The 18,609-nt window shown below is 63.8% G+C and carries 16 protein-coding genes; 4 read left to right on the top strand and 12 right to left on the bottom strand.

Features of this window, described 5'->3' with window-relative positions; genetic code table 11:
- Window positions 1-158: 158 nt before the first annotated feature.
- The 5 genes from ACX3OW_RS13650 to ACX3OW_RS13630 all read right to left on the bottom strand — a co-directional run bounded on the left by ACX3OW_RS13650 (window position 159) and on the right by ACX3OW_RS13630 (window position 5,871).
- Window positions 159-911, bottom strand: coding sequence for an ABC transporter permease (locus ACX3OW_RS13650; protein WP_459096337.1), 753 nt, complete (start codon window positions 909-911; stop codon window positions 159-161).
- A complete protein-coding gene (locus ACX3OW_RS13645; RefSeq protein WP_459096336.1) occupies window positions 908-1,843 on the bottom strand; it encodes an ABC transporter ATP-binding protein in 936 nt (311 codons plus the stop codon). The genes ACX3OW_RS13650 and ACX3OW_RS13645 overlap by 4 nt, the downstream gene beginning before the upstream one ends.
- The gene (locus tag ACX3OW_RS13640) at window positions 1,840-3,033 is read right to left on the bottom strand and encodes an ABC transporter permease (protein ID WP_459096335.1); all 1,194 of its coding nucleotides are present in this window, start codon (window positions 3,031-3,033) and stop codon (window positions 1,840-1,842) included. Before ACX3OW_RS13640 ends, ACX3OW_RS13645 begins: the two co-directional genes overlap by 4 nt.
- A 271-nt stretch (window positions 3,034-3,304) precedes the next feature.
- Window positions 3,305-4,216, bottom strand: a complete 912-nt coding sequence (osmF, locus tag ACX3OW_RS13635) for a glycine betaine ABC transporter substrate-binding protein OsmF (protein ID WP_459096334.1) — start codon at window positions 4,214-4,216, stop codon at window positions 3,305-3,307.
- 95 nt (window positions 4,217-4,311) lie between these two features.
- Window positions 4,312-5,871: an aromatic amino acid lyase gene (locus ACX3OW_RS13630; protein WP_459096333.1), complete on the bottom strand. Its 1,560-nt coding sequence runs from the start codon at window positions 5,869-5,871 to the stop codon at window positions 4,312-4,314.
- Window positions 5,872-5,975: 104 nt separating this feature from the next.
- On the opposite strand from ACX3OW_RS13630, the gene ACX3OW_RS13625 reads away from it, so the two are divergent.
- Window positions 5,976-7,109, top strand: a complete 1,134-nt coding sequence (locus tag ACX3OW_RS13625; protein WP_459096332.1) for a LysR family transcriptional regulator — start codon at window positions 5,976-5,978, stop codon at window positions 7,107-7,109.
- Between the two features lie 73 nt (window positions 7,110-7,182).
- A complete protein-coding gene (locus ACX3OW_RS13620; protein WP_459096331.1) occupies window positions 7,183-8,448 on the top strand; it encodes a DUF3422 family protein in 1,266 nt (421 codons plus the stop codon).
- A gap of 3 nt (window positions 8,449-8,451) precedes the next feature.
- Here ACX3OW_RS13620 and rhaM read toward each other — a convergent pair whose 3' ends face one another.
- From rhaM to ACX3OW_RS13585, 7 genes are all read right to left on the bottom strand, one after another.
- Complete coding sequence (gene rhaM / locus ACX3OW_RS13615) at window positions 8,452-8,784, bottom strand: L-rhamnose mutarotase (protein WP_459096330.1); 333 nt, start codon at window positions 8,782-8,784, stop codon at window positions 8,452-8,454.
- Window positions 8,781-9,773: an ABC transporter permease gene (locus ACX3OW_RS13610; protein ID WP_459096329.1), complete on the bottom strand. Its 993-nt coding sequence runs from the start codon at window positions 9,771-9,773 to the stop codon at window positions 8,781-8,783. The genes rhaM and ACX3OW_RS13610 overlap by 4 nt, the downstream gene beginning before the upstream one ends.
- Window positions 9,770-10,174, bottom strand: coding sequence for an endonuclease domain-containing protein (locus ACX3OW_RS13605; RefSeq protein ID WP_459096328.1), 405 nt, complete (start codon window positions 10,172-10,174; stop codon window positions 9,770-9,772). Before ACX3OW_RS13605 ends, ACX3OW_RS13610 begins: the two co-directional genes overlap by 4 nt.
- A gap of 113 nt (window positions 10,175-10,287) precedes the next feature.
- Window positions 10,288-11,262: an ABC transporter permease gene (locus ACX3OW_RS13600; RefSeq protein ID WP_459096327.1), complete on the bottom strand. Its 975-nt coding sequence runs from the start codon at window positions 11,260-11,262 to the stop codon at window positions 10,288-10,290.
- Window positions 11,259-12,764: a sugar ABC transporter ATP-binding protein gene (locus ACX3OW_RS13595; RefSeq protein WP_459096326.1), complete on the bottom strand. Its 1,506-nt coding sequence runs from the start codon at window positions 12,762-12,764 to the stop codon at window positions 11,259-11,261. Before ACX3OW_RS13595 ends, ACX3OW_RS13600 begins: the two co-directional genes overlap by 4 nt.
- A gap of 170 nt (window positions 12,765-12,934) precedes the next feature.
- Window positions 12,935-13,921: a rhamnose ABC transporter substrate-binding protein gene (rhaS, locus tag ACX3OW_RS13590; RefSeq protein ID WP_459096325.1), complete on the bottom strand. Its 987-nt coding sequence runs from the start codon at window positions 13,919-13,921 to the stop codon at window positions 12,935-12,937.
- A gap of 40 nt (window positions 13,922-13,961) precedes the next feature.
- Window positions 13,962-14,762, bottom strand: coding sequence for a DeoR/GlpR family DNA-binding transcription regulator (locus ACX3OW_RS13585; protein ID WP_459096324.1), 801 nt, complete (start codon window positions 14,760-14,762; stop codon window positions 13,962-13,964).
- Between the two features lie 184 nt (window positions 14,763-14,946).
- Between ACX3OW_RS13585 and ACX3OW_RS13580 the strand changes: the two genes are divergently transcribed.
- Together ACX3OW_RS13580 and rhaI are read left to right on the top strand one after the other, a co-directional pair.
- Window positions 14,947-17,046 carry a bifunctional rhamnulose-1-phosphate aldolase/short-chain dehydrogenase gene (locus ACX3OW_RS13580; protein ID WP_459096323.1) on the top strand — a complete coding sequence of 700 codons (2,100 nt, stop codon included), beginning with the start codon at window positions 14,947-14,949 and terminating at the stop codon, window positions 17,044-17,046.
- Between the two features lie 129 nt (window positions 17,047-17,175).
- Window positions 17,176-18,465, top strand: coding sequence for an L-rhamnose catabolism isomerase (gene rhaI, locus ACX3OW_RS13575; protein WP_459096322.1), 1,290 nt, complete (start codon window positions 17,176-17,178; stop codon window positions 18,463-18,465).
- Window positions 18,466-18,609: the final 144 nt, after the last annotated feature.

The raw sequence follows: 18,609 nt of genomic DNA, 5'->3' as shown, positions 1-18,609 counted from the left end.
ACTCCAAGGCTGGCATCGTGGCTCCCATCACCCCCTCCCCGCCTCCCCCATCAAGGGGGGGTGTGGGCTGGTGGTTGTGGCTCGAGGGTGCCTTAAACTCGATCGGCACCTCCCCCTTGATGGGGGAGGTTGGGAGGGGGTGGGGCAGCGGGAGAAAATCACGCGGCGGCCCGCCCTAATTGGCCGGTGCGGGCCATCAGCCAGCGTTCGAGGGCGGCCAGGGCGTCGTAGATCAGGACGGCGAGGACACCGACGATGAGGCCGCCTTGCAGGACGAAGGCGGTGTTGCTGGAGAGCAGTCCGGCGATGATGACTTCGCCCAGGGTGTGGGCGGCGACGGTGGAGCCGATGGTGGCGGTGGCGAGGGAAATCACCACCGAGAGGCGGATGCCGGCGAGGATGACCGGCAGGGCCAGCGGCAGTTCGATTTTGAGCAGGCGCTGCCAGCCGGTCATGCCGACGCCCTTGGCGGCGTCGGTGACGGTGGGGGGGAGATTGGTGAGGCCGGTCAGGGTGTTTTCAAAGATTGGCAGCAGACCATAGAGGAACAATGCCACCAGGGTCGGGGCTGTGCCGAAGCCGAGGACGGGGACGGCCAAAGCCAGCACTGCGACCGGGGGGAAGGTCTGGCCGATATTGGCGAGGCTGCGCGACAAGGGCAGGAACTCGGCGCCGAAGGGGCGGGTGACGATGATGGCGAGGCCGACGGCGATGATGGTCGAGGCCACGGTGGCGGCCAGCACGATGGCGAGGTGGTTGATTGTGATGTCGAGCAGGCTGCCCTGATTATAGATCGCCGGCTGGGTGGATTTGGCGAACAGGGCGAAGAAGCCGCTGAACAGCTCAGGCTTGAGCAGCAGCAGGATCAGCACCGCCAAAACGAGCAGCCGGATGAGATTGCCGATCTTCATTGCGGGCGCGCCGCCAGTCGCGACAGGCCGGCCAAGGTGACCTGGCCGATGATCTGACCGTCGCGCTGCACCGGCAGGGCCGGACGGCCCGACCACAACAATTCGGCATAGGCGTCGCGCAGGGATTTTTCGGCGGCGATAGGTTCGCCATCAACACTGCCGGGCTCGATATGGTCGGCGACGCTGGATAGCGATAGCAGGCGGAACGGGCGTTCGCTGCTGCCGATCAGTTCGGCCACAAAAGGGGTGGCCGGATGGGCGATGATTTCGGCGGGGCTGGCGCATTGCAGCAGCTTGCCCTTGTCCATCACCGCGATGGTGTCGCCGAGATGGATGGCTTCTTCCATGTCGTGGGTGACCAGCACCACGGTGGTGCCGAAGCGCCGCTGGATGACCAGCAGATCCTCCTGCGCCTTGGCGCGGATCACCGGGTCGAGCGCGCCATAGGGCTCGTCCATCAGCAGGATCTTGGGCTCAGCCGCCAAGGCGCGGGCGACGCCGACGCGCTGTTGCTGGCCGCCGGAGAGTTCGTGCGGCAGGCGATCGCGGAATTCGGCGGGGTCGAGCTGGAACAGGGTCAGCAGCTCATCGACGCGGTCGGCGATTTTGGCTTTGTCCCAGCCAAGCAGTTTGGGCACGGTGGCGACGTTCTGGCCGACGGTGCGGTGGGGGAAGAGGCCATTGCCCTGAATGGCGTAGCCGATGCGGCGGCGCAGCTCATAGGCGGGAATGGAGGCGATATCCTCGCCGTCGATGCGGATGTGGCCGGACGTGGGTTCGACCAGCTTGTTGATCATCCGCATCAGCGTGGTCTTGCCGGAGCCGGAGGTGCCGACAATGGTGCAGATGCTGCGGGGCTGGATGGTGAGGGACACATGGTCCACCACCACCGTGCCGCTATAATCCTTGGTGATGTCGTCGATTTCGATCATGGACGGCGTCCCCCGCGCGAAGTCAGTTCAACCAGGGCGTCGAGCACCACGGCGGCGGCAAAGGACAGCGCCACGGTCGGCACGGCGCCCAGCAGCACCAGGTCCATCGCCGTCTGGCCGATGCCCTGGAATACGAAAACCCCAAAACCGCCGCCGCCAATCAGCGCGGCGATGGTGGCGAGGCCGATATTCTGCACCAGCACGATGCGGATGCCGGTGAGGATGACCGGAAAGGCCAGCGGCAATTCGATGCCGAGCAGGCGCTGGCGGCCGGTCATGCCCATGCCCTTGGCGGCATCGATGGCGGCGGGCGAGACGCTTTGCAGCCCGACCACGGTGTTGGAAACGATGGGCAGCAGCGAATAGCCGAACAAAGCCACCATGGCCGGGGCCACGCCAATGCCGGAAATGCCGATGGCGGAGGCGCCGGGAATGTTGGCGGCGACCCAGGCGAGTGGCGCGATCAGCAGGCCGAACAGGGCAATGGAGGGGATGGTCTGGACGATGTTGAGGATGTTGAGCACCCCGGCGCGCAGGGGTTTGACCTTGTAGCAAAGGATGCCCACGGGCACGCCGACCAGCATGGCAATGGCCACCGAGCCAAAGGCCAGCACCAGATGGGTGCGGCCCTCGGCCCAGAAGGCCGGTGCGCGGGTGGCATATTCCTTGAGGATGGAGAGGTCGTTCCAGGCGCCGCTCCACAGCAGGCCGGCGATGGATAGGGCGACGGCGAGCAAGATGCCGATGCGGACCAGGGGGGCAAAGCGCAGGCGGGTCAACGCGTCGGTGACCAAGAGGGCAAAGGCGAAGAGCAGCAGCCAGAAGCCGGCGCCGGGCGAGACGCGGGCAAAGGTGTTGTCGGGCGGCGTCAGATAGCTGGCGGACCAGCCAATGGCGAGCAGCAGCACGGCCACCACGACGAAGCCGGCGAGCAGCTTGGCCAGCACCGGCAGGCGCAAGAGGGCGACGAGGAAGCCGGCGAGCAGGATGGCGATGAGAAAGGCCGATGGGAGGCTGGGAAGTGCGTCGAGTAGCGAGCGGGGTTCTCCGAGCACGATGCGATTGGCGCGGAATAATGCAAAGGGCAGCGCGGCGCCGGCGGCTGCGATCAGCGCGATCAGCACGCCCAGCTTATCGAGCGCCAGCCAGGCGGGTCGGCTCGCGATGGGGGTGGTTTCGGCGATGCTCATGCGGACTCCGCAATGTGACCGGTGGCTGGGGGACGAAAGCCCCTCACCCTAGCCCTCTCCCCGGCGGGGAGAGGGGATCGTTCGGTTCGTGAGGCAACATGGTGCCACAGGCTGGATGGGCCCCCTCGCCCCTTCGGGGAGAGGGTTGGGGTGAGGGGGCGATGTCCTCGACAAATGCCGAAACTCTGAACCCCTCACCCGACCCTTCGGGTCGACCCCGGATCAAGTCCGGGGCAGGCTCTCTCCCCTCAGGGGAGAGGTGAGCAGGCGGCTACTTCAGGAAACCGCCCTGGGTGAGGTAGTCGGTGGCGACGGCAGCGGCGGCTTCGCCGCCGACCTGGACGCGGCCATTGAGTTCCTGCAGGACCTCGAGCGACAGGCCTTCAAAGACGGGCTTCAGCAGCTCTTCGATCTGCGGGTATTCGGTCAGCACGGCTTCACGGATGATCGGCGCGGGCTGGTAAACCGGCTGCACGCCCTTGTCGTCTTCCAGCACCTTGAGGCCCGAGGGGGCAATGCCGCCATCGGTGCCGTAGACCATGGCGGCGTTGACGCCGTTGGTCTGCTGGGCGGCGGCGGCAATGGTGGCGGCCGTGTCACCACCCGACAGGGTGATCAACTGGTCGGGCTTGAGCGCGAAGCCATAGACTTCCTGGAACTTGGGCAGCGCTGCCGGCGAGTTGACGAACTCGGCCGAGGCCGCGAGCTTAACTTCGCCGCCACCGGCAACCCAGGCGCCGAATTCGCTGAAGGTGTTGAGGCTGTTGGCCTCGGCCACATCGTTGCGGATGGCGACGGCCCAGGTGTTGTTGGCCGGCGACGGGGTCAGCCAGACGATCTTGTTGGCGTCGTAATCGAGCTTCTTGGCTTCGTCATAGGCCGAGGCGGCGTTGTTCCACAGCGGGTCATCGGCCTTGTCGAAGAAGAAGGCGGCGTTGCCGGTATATTCCGGGTAAATGTCGATTTCGCCAGCGGTAATGGCTTCGCGCACGATGGGCGTGCCGCCGAGCTGGATGCGATCGGTGACCGCAATGTCGTTGGCTTCCAGAACCTGCTTGATGATGTTGCCCAGAACGCCACCTTCGGTATCGATCTTGGACGACACGACGACCTGCGCGTTGGCAGCGGTCATCGAAATGGCGAGCGCGGCGACGGCGCTGAGAAGTGTGGATTTAAGGCGCATTGGTTTCTCCTTTTATATCCGGGGTTAGTCCACTCGCGTGGTCCCGGCTTGTCCCTAACCTAGCCTGTTGTCAAAATTGGGCGAGGGTGCTGGTGCTACTGCACCGGGCCCAGCGCGAAAAACTCGTCCAATTCCATGATCGTTGAGTGGGATATTAATTCGTCCATCAGCGCATCGGACCGAAGCGCTGCTTCCACCGCTTCGACTTCCGTCGAGAGCGCGCGGTCGGAAACGTAGTAGGCGGCGTGACGGCGTACCAGGCTATAGATGATGCCCGGTACATTCCCCGGGCGATCCCCGGAAATATCCATGGCCTGCGCGGCCAGCATGGCTTCGAGTGCGGCGAGCCGGTTGAGCGCCAGCACCTGCCGCTCCAGCCGTTCGACCACCAGCGGCAAAAACGCCGCTTCGTCTTCAATGCCGCCGGCCACCACCATGGACATCGGCGAAATCGGGTTGGTCATGCTCAGCACCCGGGCGAACAGCTCACCGGCCAGCTTGATGATCGGCCCAAAGCCGGTGGCGATGGCGCCCGGCGCCACCAGATTGACCGGCAGATCGCGGCGCCCGCCATTGCCCAGCAGCACGCAGCGATTGAAGGAATTGCGCGCGACATGGGCCAGCCCGAGCTGGGCGGTCTGCAGGAACACGGTGACATCGAGCGGCAGCGAACCGCCGGAGGTCAGCACATTGCCGCCCGCGACCACCGGATTGTCGTCGGTGCGGCCGGTCGCGGCCAACAGGGTCTTGCCGGCCACCACCAGCGTATCGAAGCCGGTGGCAAACACCTGGCTCATCATGCGCAGCGAGAGCGGGTCCTGAATATGGGTGGCGTTGGGCCAGTCCCAGCCCTTGGCATTGAAATAGAGCCAGGCGCCCATCCCGGCTTCGCGCTCGGTGCCGACATGGGCCACGGCCTTCCACGGATCGCGCGAGGCGCCCAGCGCCCCGGCCGTGGTCAGCCCGGTGGCCAGCATGACGCGCATGAGCCCTGCCGCATCGCGGATGGCGGCGGCAGCAGCGGCATAGCCGACGGCATTGGTGGAAATCGAGGCGAGGCTATCGCGCGGCTTCAGGCGGAAGGCTTTCAGCCCGGCCGCTGCCAGGGCCTCGGCGGCGGGCTGGCGCTTGCCGTCAAAGGTGGCCTCGCCGGCGCCGGTGAGCACTGCGCCGATCTGACCCATCAGCCCGATATCAGCACAGCCGATGGAGCCGGTGCGGCGCACCAGAGGCACGACATCGGCCGAGAGCAGATCCAGAAAGGCGTCGACCAGCTCGGGGGTGCAGCCGACCCGGCCGGTCAGCGCCATATTGACGCGAATGGCCATGGCAGTGCGCACGATCTCGCTGGAAAAGGCGTCGCCGGTGCCGAAATGATGCGCCCGCACCAGGCCCATATTGAATTCGTCCCACTGCTCGGGCGTCCACTCGACGTCCTTCATGGCGCCGACGCCGGTGGTCGAGCCATAAACCGGCTGGCCCTTGGCGATGGTGGCCTCGACCACGGCCCGCGCTTCGGCGACGCGCTGCATGGCTGCCGGATCGGCCGTCAGCTCGGCGCGCCGCGCGCCGATCCGTGCCAGATCGGAGAAGCTCAACGGCTTGCCGCTGAGGCTGATGGGAGCGGCTCGCAGTGTTATCGCCAGATCGTTCATGGAGGTCACGCTATTGGATAGTTTCGAACTATGGGATATCCCAAATATTGAACAGGCTATGCGCTTTTTCTGTGCATCGACCAAGCCTGCTTGAATGGTGAGCAATGGACACGGCAAGCTTGATCGCGATGGACCGGGCGCTGCAGCTGCGCAGCGTGCGGGCCGCGGCGCGCTCGCTGGGCCGACCGGCATCCACCATCGCTGCATCCATAGCGCGGTTTGAGGCCGAAATCTCGGTCGGCATGGTGGAGCGCGCCGGCTCGGCTATCGTCGCCAGCCTCGAAGCGGTGCGGCTCGAACCTGAAATCGCCGCCATGGCCGAGCTGGCGCGCAGCATCTCGCCCAGCCACGCCATCAAGCTCGAAGCGCTGGACCGGTTTGCCCAGATCGCCAATCTGGGCAGCATCCGCCGGGCGGCACGCTCGATGAATCTGGGCCAGCCGCAGCTGTCACGCCAACTGGCCCTGCTCGAAACCCGCCTCGGCGTGCCCCTGTTGCAGCGCGGCAGCGGCGGCTCGACGCTCACCGCGGACGGCATGCGCATTGCGGCGACGACCGGGCAATTGCTGGCCGGCTGGCACCGCCTGTCGCGCGCCGCCGAGGAGCGTTTCCGCAAAAGTGCCGCCACCGCCCGGCTCGGTTCGGTCATTCCGCTCGGCTATGAAAGCGAGATTGCCCGGATGCTGGCCAATCTGGCGGCGCGCTGGCTGGCCGAGCGACCGCGTGCGCCGCTGTTTGTCAGTTCCACCACCGCCGACGATTTGCTGGCCGGGCTCAAATCGGGGCTGTTCGATGTGGCGTTTCTCGATACCGAGCAATTGCCGGCCGATCTTGACGGCAAAATCGTCGGGCATACGCCGCTGGCCATTGTCGGGGTGCCGGAGGGGCAGTCCAGCATTGCAGAGGCGCTGTTGTCGGCACCGCTCGCCGTTCCCAGCCCGCGCAGTGGGCTGCGCCAACGCATCAACCGCATTCTCGACGATCATCTCAGCGACACCGAGCGCGGCGCGCTGAGCATGATCGAGATTGATTCCATCCCGGTCATTCTCAATCTGGTGCTGCATCACGGCTTTGTCTCGGTGCTGCCGCGCGCCTCGGTGAGCCGCATTCGCAGCGATCTGCGTCAGCTGCCGCTGGCGGCGGAATACGACATGAATTTCTGGTTGTGCTGGCCGCGCGGCAGCGACACCATCGCCCAGGCCATCCTGGCCAGTATCGACCAAAGTTCTGCGCCGTAACGCCTCATTGCCAAATCCGGCTTGGCGGCGCCACATCGTCGGACCACCCTGCCGGGCGGAATCGGAGCACGCCATGGCCGCAGCCCTTCTCGCCGACCACCCCTATCGCGCCGCGATCATGGCCGAAGTCCATGCAAGGCCGGTCGAAATCATCGACGATTATTGCCGATTGCGTCGGCTGGTCGTGGTGATGCCGGCCAAGGCCGGGGCGATGATGGGGATCTTTGCCCAGTTCACCGCATTCTGCGCCAGCCACGGTTTCGACGTGCCGGATACGAGCAGCCGGCAGCATAGTTTCAACACGCCGACCGCCCATGTCACCTGGGAATTCCACACCGAATTCGTCACCGTCACCTGGCGCTCGGCGCTGGATGATGCGGAAAACTGGCCGAGTGATATCGGGCTGGAAACGCTGGGCGATGGCCAGTTGATCGGGGCGATGCGGCTTGACGTGATCGCCGACCAGACCATTCCCGACCGCATGGTGCCGGGCTTCAATCTGGCCAGCCTGTGCCTGGCCGATGTGGAAAACGGCAAGGCCCAGCTCGCCACCGACTTCGTGCCCGATGCGGATCGCTACACCCGCTTCGAGCTGGCGGCCGGTGGGCTGTCGATCTTGCGCCGGTCGATCATCGTCCGCCGGATTCTCGAAATCGAGACCTATCGCACCATGGCGCTGCTCGGCCTGCCGCTGGCCCGCGCCTCCAATCAGGAATTGCGCACCGTCGAGATCGATCTGACCGAGCTTATGGAAGGGCTGTCGGAGGCCACCACTGCCGAAACCGTGCAGGCGGCGCTGGGGCGGCTGCATGCGCTGTCGGTGCGTTCGGGGCAGCTGTCGGAGCGGCTAGGCTATCGTTTCGCGGCGGGGCACGCCTATGGCGATGTGCTGCGCATGCGGCTGGCCGGCATCCGCGAAAACTCCACCACGCGCGGCTCCACCCTCACCCATTATATCGGCAACCGGGTCGATCCCGGGCTGGCGACCTGTGCGGCGATGGAAAAGCGACTAGCCGTGCTGTCGGACAAGATCGAGCGCGCCATCGGCATGCTGAATGTGCGGATCGGCGTCGACATGCAGGTGCAGAACGCCGCCGTGCTCGACAGCATTGCCCGCACTGGCCGCAGCCAGTTCCTGCTACAGCGCACGGTGGAGGGCCTGTCGACCATCGCCATCAGCTATTATCTGCTGGGCATTGTCGGCTATGCGCTGGCCGGACCGCTGGAGATGCTGCATGCCGACAAGACCATGTCGCTGTCGATCGCCGCGCCGTTTGTGCTGCTGTTCGTCTGGCTGATGGTGCGGTCGATCCGGAAATCGCACGCGCCCAAGGCGTAGGGCTCACTTCATCCAGAACATTGGCGTGAGGTCGGTCGAGAGCGGCTCGTTCTGGTCGTTGGTGGCCATGACGTCGGCCATATGGGCCCACCAGCGCTGCATGATGGCGGTGGCGGGGAGCTCGGCCATGCTGTGGTCGCGGCGGCGCCAGAGGACGCCGAAGAGGATGTTGGTCTCGGGGTCGAGGTGGATGGAATAGTCCTTCACCCCGGCGTCGTGCAGCAGCGTCACCAGCTCGGGGAAGATCGCGTCGTGGCGCTTTTTGTATTCGGCCGCCATGCCGGGATTGAGCTGCATCTTGAAGGCGTGCTTTTCGTAGTCGCCATCGGTGATCATGCGCGCTGCCTCCACATGCGGAACAGGATTGGCAGCGCGATCACCACGATCAGCAGCGAGCCGGTGAAGATGGTCATGACGATGCCGGGCACGTTGAGCAGGCCGAGCCCGAAGGTGACGAGGCCGACGATCAGCGCCGCCAGCACCACGCCGAGGATCGAGCCGGCGCCACCCAGAATGGAGACGCCGCCCAGCACCACCATGGTGATGGCTTCCAGTTCGAAGCCTTCGGCAATGGAGGGGCGGGTCGAGCCCAGTCGGGCCGTCAGCAAGACGGCGGCAAGGCCGCTCATCAGGCCTGTGAGGCAGAACAGGATGAACTTGACCCGCTCGACGCGCACGCCCGAGAAGCGCGCCGCGACGTCATTATTGCCGATGGCGAAGATGCGGCGGCCGAAATTGGTGCGGTGCAGCAGCACGTAATAGATCACCGCGCAAACCAGAAACAGCACCAGCTCGAAGGGGATCACCCACCAGACATAGCCCTGTCCCAGCCAGGAAAAGCTCTTGGGATAGCCTTTGAAGCTCTGGTCGCCGAGCACGATGAAGGCGATGCCGCGAAACAGGCTCATGGTGCCGATGGTGACGACGATGGAGGGGAGTTTCAGCCCGGTGACCAGAAAGCCGTTGAACGCCCCGCACAGAATGCCGACGCCGACACCCACCGCGATCAGCACCGGAGTATCGGCGCCAAACTGGAGCGCCAGCCCCATCATGGTCGAGGCCAGCGCGATGATGGCGGCCACCGACAGATCGATTTCGCCGGAGATGATCAGCAGCGCCATGGCCAGCGCAATCAGCGCCTTTTCGGTGAAATTGAAGGTGAGATCGGAGAGCGAATAGGCGTTGAGGAAATAGGGCGAGGCGAAGGAATTCAGGATGAAAATCGCCACGGCCACCAGCACGAGCAGGCTTTCCCAGCTCATCACGGCGGATTTGAGCGGATTGTCGAGGCGGTCGGGGAGGCTGCGATGGGTGATGTCGGTCATGGCAAAATGTCTTCCGATCCACCGGCCAGACTTCCCTCCCCCTTGTGGGGAGGGAGTGAGGGTGGGGGTGGGCTAAGCGCGGAGAGAATGATCGTCGTCACACCGTCGATGTTGTGCATGACGTCACTATTGGCGACGCGGAGGACGCGATAGCCTTCGGCGGCGATGAAAGCATCGCGACGGGCATCGTAGTGCAACGCCGCATCTACTCCATGCGTGTCGCCATCGACCTCGATGACCAGTCGGCGCGCATGGCAGACGAAATCGGCATAATATGGCCCGAGCGGGACTTGCCGGCGGAAGTGGAAGCCGAGCGGGCGGAGGTCGCGGAGCGCGTTCCAGAGCTTGGCTTCCGGCGCTGGCATGCGCTTGCGGAGTTCCCTGGCGCGCTCAATGCCCAAACCGCCCCCCACCCTTGATCCCTCCCCACAAGGGGGAGGGAGACGCTGGCTTCGCCTTCCGTGTCTAATCACAGCATGGATTTCGCGCGAAACAAAGTGAGGCGCAGCTTTCATCATGCCCCTGCCCGCTTCAGGATCACGCGCCCCTTGCGGCGTTCGCCGCGGGCGTTGAGGACGACGGCGAGCAGGATGGCGGTGCCGGAGATGGCCATTTGCCAGAAGGGGGAGATGTTGATCACCGGCAGGGCGTTGTTGATGACGCCGAGGAACAGCGCGCCCAGAAGCACGCCGGTGACGGTGCCGATGCCGCCGGCAATGGAGACACCGCCGATGACGCAGGCGGCGATGATGGTCAGCTCATAGCCGCCGGCCACTTCGACCGAGGCGATGACGTAACGCGAAATCCAGAGATAGCCGCAGAGGCCCGAGACGGCGCCGGCGATGGTGAAGGCGTAGAATTTGGTGCGGCCGACATTGATGCCGGTATAGACCGAGGCGGTGGGATTGACGCCGATGGCGTAGAGCGAGCGGCCCAGCGGGGTGCGGGTCATCACCAGCCAGAACAGCAGCGCCACAACGATGGCGAACCAGCTCAGCAGTGGCAGGCCGAGGAAGGAACCGCGCTGCAACTGGATGAAATCGGGGCTCATCTGCGCCGCGTTGACCCAGGCGCCGCCGGAAATCACGAAGACCAGGCCCCGGAAAATGGTCAGGGTGCCCAAGGTGACGACGATGGGTGGGATGTTGAGTTTCCACACCAGAATGCCGTTGAACGCGCCGAGCATCCCGCCGGTGACGACGCAGCCGGCGATCAGCAGCGGGATCGGGATGCCAGGGAAAGCCGCGTTGGTCATGGCGACGATCATTCCGGTCAGAGCGAGATTGGAGGCCATGGACAGGTCGATGGAGCGGGTCAGGATGACCGCCATCTGGCCCAGCGCCAGCATCATCAATATGGAGCTGTCGTTGAAAATGGTCAGCAGATTGCCGGGCTGGGCGAAGCGCGGAAAGCGGGCGGTGACCAGCACCAGCACCAGCAGGATCGCCAGACCCAGCCAGATTTCGCGGTGTTTGCTGAGGGTCTTCATGCGGTGTGCTCCCCGCTGATGCCGGCGGCGAGGCGCACCAGCGTTTCGGGCTTGAGATTGCTGTTCTCGATTGTGTCGATCACCCTGCCCTCGCGCATCACCACGATGCGGTCGCTCATGCCGATGATTTCGGGCAGCTCGGACGAGACCATGATGACGCTGAGCCCCTGCGCCACCAGTTCGCCCATGAACTCATGCACGGCGGCCTTGGAGCCAATATCGATGCCCTTGGTCGGCTCATCGAGAATGATGACTTTGGGGAGGGTGGCCAGCCATTTGGCGATCACCACTTTTTGCTGATTGCCGCCCGACAGCGTCGACACATCCTGGCTGAGCGAGGAGGCGCGCAGGTCGAGGCGTTCGGTATAGGTCCGGGCCAAGGCGAATTCCTCGGCCATGCGCAAGAAACCGGATTTGCTGGTCTTGGTCAGCGAGGGCAGCGAGACGTTCTTGAAAATCGGTTCGCCGGTGATGACGCCCTGTTTGCCGCGTTCCTCAGGCACATAGACGATACCGGCCTCGACCGCGTCGGCGGGGGATTTGGGGGCGATGGGCTGGCCATTGAGGATCAGCGTGCCGCTGGAGGGTTTGGTCATGCCGAAGACGGCCTGCATCACCTCGGAGCGGCCGGCGCCGACCAGGCCGTAAAAGCCCAGAATTTCGCCTTTGCGCACGGCGAAGTTGATGTCGTCGAATTCGGTTGGGTGGCTCAGCCCCTTGGCTTCGAGCACCACCGCGCCGATGCTGGCATTGCGCGGCGGGAAAATGTCGTTGACGGCGCGGCCAACCATCAGTTGGACGATTTCGCTCTGGCTAGTGTCCTTGATGAAACCCTTGCCGACCTGCTCGCCATCGCGGAACACGGTGTAGCGGTCGGCGATGCGGTAGATTTCGTCGAATTTGTGGGAGATGAACAGGATCGCCTTGCCGTCCTGCTTGAGCAGGTCGATGAGCACATAGAGCTCCTCGATTTCCTTCTGGCTCAGCGCGGCGGTCGGCTCGTCCATGATGACGACGCGCGCCTCGATGGAGAGCGCCCGGGCTACGGCCACCAGATGCTTTTTGGCGATGCCCAGCTCCTTGAGCTTGATGCCGGCATCGACGCCAGCGGCCATGGCATCGAGGGTTTCCTGCGCCTCGGCGCGCATCTTGCGCCAGTCGATCAGGCCAAGCCGGTTGGTCGGGGCGTGACCGAGATAGATGTTTTCGGCCACCGTCAGCTCGTCGAACAGCACGGTTTCCTGATGGATGGCGGTAATGCCGACAGCGGAGGCGGAATGGGCGGTGGGCAGGCTAACCAATTGCCCGGCCATGCGGATTTCGCCGGAATCGGGCTGGTAGATGCCAGTCATGGTCTTGACCAGGGTGGACTTGCCGGCGCCGTTTTCGCCGATCAGCGCGGTGACCTGGCCGGGATAGAGTTCCAGCGCCACATCATGCAGGGCCCGCACGCCGGGGAAGCTCTTGGAGATGGCTGTGAGGGTGAGGATGGGCTCGGTCATGGGGGATGCGGTCTCTGGAAGAGGGGACGGGAGCGCGATCTGTCCCCTCTCCCCTCAGGGGAGAGGGTTAGGGTGAGGGGTGAATGCCCTTCGGCTCGAGCCGCAGCGCTTCACCCCTCACCCGACGCTTCGCGTCGACCTCTCCCCTGAGGGGCGAGGTGACATAGAGATCAATAGATCTTGGAGAATTCTTCGATGTTGGTCTTGTCGAAGGTGAAGGGTGCGGCCATGGCGCCGGAGTTGGTGTCGTCGAGGGTCAGATCGCCCATGCGGCCCATCGAAAGGGTGGCGCCGGGAGCAGCTTCGCCGCCCTTGACCAGGTCATTGGCCAGCATCACGGCCGAGTAGCCCAGGTCGATCGGGTTCCACAGGGCCACGGCCTGCGAAGCACCATTGTCGATGAACTGCTTGAACTCGGAGGGCAGCGCCAGGCCCGTGACGTTGATCTTGCCGATCAGGTTCTGGTCGGTGACCACCTGGGCCGCCGCCACGACGCCGACGGTGGTCGGGGCAATGATGGCCTTGAGGTCGGGATAGGAGGCGATCAGGCCCTTGGCTTCGTCGGTCGACTTCACCGAGTCATCGTCGCCATAGACCACGGCCACCAGATTGATGTTGGAGAACTTGGCCGGGATGGCGGCCTTGGCGGCTTCGATCCAGGCATTCTGGTTGGTCGCGGTGGAAGCAGCCGACAGGATGGCGACGTCGCCACCCTCGGGCAGATAATCGGCGGCCAGCTTGATGATGGTTTCGCCGATAAGGTCGATATCGGACGGGTTGAGGTGGAGCTGGCGGCCTTCAGGCGCAACGCCCGAGTCCCAGCTGATCACCTTGATGCCACGTTCCATGGCCTTCTGCAGGGCCGGCACCAATGCGTCGGGGTCGTTGGCGGAGATGGCGATGGCATCGACCTGCTGGGCGATCAGCGCATTGATCACTTCGATCTGGGCTTCGGCAGTGGCGGCGGTGGGGCCGGTATAGATGACTTCGACGTCACCCAGTTCAGCGGCAGCTTCCTGGGCGCCCTTGTTGGCGGCGTCGAAGAAGCCGTTGCCGAGCGACTTCACCACCAGCGCGATGCGCGTCTGGGCATAGGCCGGAGCGGCGAGCAGCACGGCAACGGCCGTGGTGGTGGCCAAAAGCTTCAAGAGTTTCATGCGTTGATCCCTCCCTGGGATGGTCTGGTCTTGGTTTTCCTCAAGCCACCGTTGCCTGCCGGTCGCCTAGTGTTTCCGCCACAATGAGCCGCACGCCTGCCGTTTCCAGCATTTGGCGGTCTTCGTCGCGGATGCCGCTATCGGTGATGACAGCGGTTATGCGGTCGAGCCCACACAGGATCAGGCTCGAACGTCCCGAAAACTTGGAAGAATCGGCCAAGACGATCAGCTCGTCGGCCTGGTCGATCAGGCACAGCTCGGATTGCACGACCATTGGGTCGGCCTCCATCAAGCCGTGTGCGCCGATGCCTTGGCAGCCGATAAACATGCGCTTGGCATAAAAATGCGAGGCCACCACGCCGCCAAAGGGCGACAGGATGACATTCTGCTCGCGGTAGATCGTGCCGCCGGGAATGACGACGGAATTGCGCGAATTGTGAATGAGGAATTCGGCGATGCCGAAGCTGTTGGTGAACACCGACAGCCGGCGATGGGTGAGATGATGCACCATCTGATAGGTGGTGGAGCCGCCATTTATGATGATCGGTTCGCCATCATTGCACAGCTCGGCGGCGGCGCGGGCGATGGCACGTTTCTGCGCGATGTTGAGGGTTTCATTGACCGAGAAGGGGCGGCCCATCAGCGACGCCTGTTCCGGCGGGTTGACCGCCTCGGCGCCACCGCGCACCCGGCGCACTTCGCCGCGCACATGCAGCGCGGCAATATCGCGGCGAATGGTGGCTTCGGACGATCCGGTGACCTCGCACAGCTCGGCAACCGTCACCACGGGCCGGGTCTGCACGGCGGCGATGATCACTCTCTGGCGTTCAGTTTCGTGCAAGGCAGCTATCTCCCTGACGCAGGTCTCACACCAATTCCAATCACTGTCAATCATCACACCGTCAAATTTGCGACAAGCAAGCGCGTTATGCTTGATCATGATCGTTTGTGATTGACAGTGATGATTGGCCGTGGCCATCTCCGGTCCATCTATCTGGCCACCACTACTCTCTGGGAGGAGTCTCATGTCCACCACCGCGCCCAAGCGCCTCGCGAACCTCTGGGACGACGCCAAAGCCGCCGCGATGAGCGAGCCGGAACGCCTCGTTTATCGGTCCAACCTGCTCGGCAGCGACAAGCGGGTCACCAATTTCGGTGGCGGCAACACCTCCTCCAAGATCATGCAGAAAGACCCGCTGACCGGCGAAACGGTGGAAGTGTTGTGGGTCAAGGGCTCGGGCGGCGACAATGCGTCCATCAAGCTCGATGGGTTTTCGACGCTGTATATGGAGAAGCTCCGGGGCCTGAAGGGCCTCTATCGCGGCGTGGAATTCGAGGACGAGATGGTGGGCTATCTGCCCCACGCCACGTTCAACCTCAATCCGCGCGCTGCATCCATCGATACGCCGCTGCATGCCTATGTGAACCGGCCGTTTGTCGACCACATGCACCCGGACGCCATCATCGCCATTGCGGCGTCGAGCAATTCCAAAGAACTGACCCAGCAGATTTTTGGCGACTCCATTGGCTGGCTGCCATGGAAGAAGCCGGGCTTTGAGCTGGGGCTGTGGCTGGGCAAGTTCTGCGAGGAAAACCCCAAGGCCAAGGGGCTGATCCTGGAGTCGCATGGGCTGTTCACCTGGGGCGACACGCCCAAGGAATGCTACGAAACCACCATTGCGGTGATCAATCAGGCCATCGAGTGGTTTGAGCAGCAGACGGCGGGCAAGGTGATTTTCGGTGGAGAAGCGGTGCAGGCTCTGCCGGCCGAGCAGCGCCGGGCCATTGCCGCCAAGCTGATGCCGAAGATTCGTGGGCTGATTTCGGAAGACAGCCATAAGCTGGGGCATTTCGATGACAGCCCGGCTGTGCTGGAATTCGTCAATTCGAAAAACCTCCGCCCGCTGGCGGCGCTGGGCACCTCCTGCCCCGACCATTTTTTGCGCACCAAAATCCGGCCGCTGGTGATCGAGTTCGATCCGGCCAAGCCCGATGTGGATGCGGTGGTTGCCAAGATTCCCGAGGACATCGCCGCCTATCGCGTCGACTACCAGGCCTATTACGATCGCTGCAAGCACGACAATTCCCCTGCCGTGCGCGACCCCAATGCGGTGGTGTATCTGATGCCGGGCGTCGGCATGTTCACCTTCGCCAAGGACAAGGCGACGGCGCGGATTTCGGGCGAGTTCTATGTCAACGCCATCAATGTGATGCGCGGCGCGTCGACGGTGTCCACCTATGTCGGCCTGCCCGAGCAGGAAGCCTTCGATATCGAATATTGGCTGCTTGAAGAGGCCAAGCTGGCGCGGATGCCCAAGCCGAAAGCGCTGGCCGGGCAGATTGCGCTGGTCACCGGCGGCGCTGGCGGCATCGGCAAGGCGACTGCGGTGCGGCTGCTGCGCGAAGGCGCCTGCGTGGTGCTGGCCGATATCGACGAGAGGGCGCTGGCCGCGGCCAATGAGGAATTGGGCAAAGTGTTCGGGGCGGACTTCGTGCGCCCGGCTATCATCAATGTGACCAAGGAAGACGCGGTGATCGGCGGGTTTGCCGATGCGGTGGTGGAGTTTGGCGGGCTGGATATTCTGGTGTCCAATGCCGGGCTGGCCTCGTCGGCGCCGATCGAGGAGACGACGCTGGAGCTGTGGAACAAGAACATGGACATTCTGTCCACCGGCTATTTCCTGGTCAGCCGCGAAGCCTTCCGGCTGTTCCGGGCGCAGAAGATCGGCGGCAATGTGGTGTTCGTGGCGTCCAAGAATGGGCTGGCCGCGTCACCCAATGCGGCGGCCTATTGCACGGCCAAGGCGGCGGAAATTCATCTGGCGCGGTGCCTGGCGCTTGAGGGTGCGGGCGAGCAGATCCGCGTCAATGTGGTCAATCCCGACGCGGTGCTGCGCGGCAGCAAAATCTGGGCCGGCGAATGGCTCGAGCAGCGCGCATCGACCTACAAGACCGACAAGGATGGTCTGGAAGAAATGTATCGCGAGCGCTCGCTGCTGAAGCGCAGCGTGTTTCCCGAGGATATTGCGGAGGCGATCTACTTTTTCGCCTCGGACGCCTCGGCGAAGTCGACGGGCAATATCATCAATGTCGACGCGGGCAACGCCCAGTCGTTTACGCGGTAAAGAGGGGCACGGGTCAACCACACCACGATGTCACCCCGGCCTTGAGCCGGGGCCCATCCTGAGATCTCAAGATGGATCCCGGCTCAAGGCCGGGATGACACCGAGTTGGGTGCGGCCGTGGAGGAAAAAATGACTGAACACATCATCAATCCAGACATCATCGCCGCCGACAATGCCAAGCGGGAGGCGGATCTTCGGGCTGATTATGACAGTCTGGGCGAGCGGCTGGATCGGCGCGGGATCTCCATTGCGGCGATCAAGGCGAAGATTGCCGAGTTTTCCATTGCCGTGCCCTCCTGGGGCGTTGGCACCGGGGGCACGCGCTTTGCTCGGTTTCCGGGGCCGGGCGAGCCGCGCGATATCTTTGACAAGATCGAAGACTGCGCCGTCATCTCGCAGCTGACGCAGGCGACCAATACGATTTCGCTGCATATTCCCTGGGACAAGGCCGATCCCAATCGGCTGAAGCAGGCGGCGAGCCGGTTCAATCTCGGCTATGACGCGATGAACTCCAATACCTTCTCGGATGCCAAGGGGCAGTTGCAGAGCTATAAATTCGGTTCGCTCTCGGCAGCCGATGCGGCGACGCGGCAGCAGGCGATCGAGCATAACCTCGAATGCATCGAGATCGGCAAGACCATCGGCTCCAAGGCGTTGACGGTGTGGGTCGGCGACGGCTCAAACTTCCCCGGCCAGGTCAATTTCACCCGGCAGTTCGAGCATTATCTGGAGTCGATGAAGGCGGTTTATGCCGCCCTGCCCGATGACTGGCGCATCTATACCGAACACAAGATGTATGAGCCGGCCTTCTATTCGACGGTGGTGCAGGATTGGGGCACCAATTATTTGATCGCCAAGGAACTGGGCGACAAGGCGTTTTGCCTGGTCGATCTTGGGCACCATGCGCCCAACGTCAATATCGAGATGATCGTCGCCCGCCTGGCCCAGTTCGGCAAGCTCGGCGGCTTCCATTTCAACGACAGCAAATATGGCGACGACGATCTGGATGCCGGTTCGATTGATCCGTACCGGCTGTTCCTTGTGTTCAACGAGCTGGTGGATATCGAGCGCAATGACGCTGATTTCCGGCCGGCGCATATGCTGGACCAGAACCACAATGTCACCGATCCGATTGAATCGCTGATGCTGTCGGCGTCGGATGTGCAGCGGGCTTATGCGCAGGCGTTGCTGGTGGATCGGGTGGGGCTCACCGAGGCGCAGAATAACAATGATGCGCTGGCTGGGACGCAGGCGCTGCGCGTGGCCTATCGCACCGATGTCGAGCCGATCCTGGCGATGGCGCGGCTGGAAAAGGGCGGCGCGATTGATTTGCTGGGGGCCTATCGCGCTTCGGGCTATCGCCAGCAGGTGGCGGCAATCCGCCCGGCTGTCGAAGGCGGCACCGGCGGCATTATCTGAGTTTCACGCCCCTCCCCGCGTGGAAAAAGGCAAAGGCCCGTGGAGTGATCCACGGGCCTTTGTCGTCTCAGTCGTGTGTGGAGAAGGCCCCCTCACCCGGCGCTGCGCGCCGACCTCTCCCCCAGAGGGAGAGGTGAAAAGGGG

It is taken from the genome of Devosia sp. A449, from assembly GCF_054489375.1.
Note: the sequence above shows the minus strand (reverse complement) of the source record. Positions and strands in the feature narration are given on the sequence as shown.